The sequence below is a fragment of the Peribacillus sp. SIMBA_075 genome, from assembly GCF_046534585.1.
On record NZ_JAWRYN010000699.1, the window covers coordinates 1 to 269 of the forward strand.

Below are 269 nucleotides of genomic sequence, written 5' to 3' on the forward strand. Positions count from 1 at the left end.
GTTTTCGATGCGTACTTCTTCTTCCAATTCAGGGTATAGAGTAGCTAAAGATACTTTTACACCTAAATCTCCTTGGTTCTTACTCTCATACAACTCGTTTTTGATGACATGAACTTTCCCTTCAACTAAGTGCCATTCGAGTAAAGTGTATTTTTTATCACCTTTAGACATTTCATTTACAAACACACCTTCAGTGATATGTTGGTAAGCCCACCAACGTGATATAAACCGCTCTGAAGTGACTTACCATACATGACGCTCTTCGGCCC

At 39.0% G+C, this 269-nt stretch carries 1 pseudogene; it reads right to left on the reverse strand.

The features are described from left to right. Nucleotides 1-207: pseudogene (locus tag SB775_RS30000) on the reverse strand (phage portal protein); the annotation flags it as partial. Between the last annotated feature and the right edge of the window lie 62 nt (nt 208-269).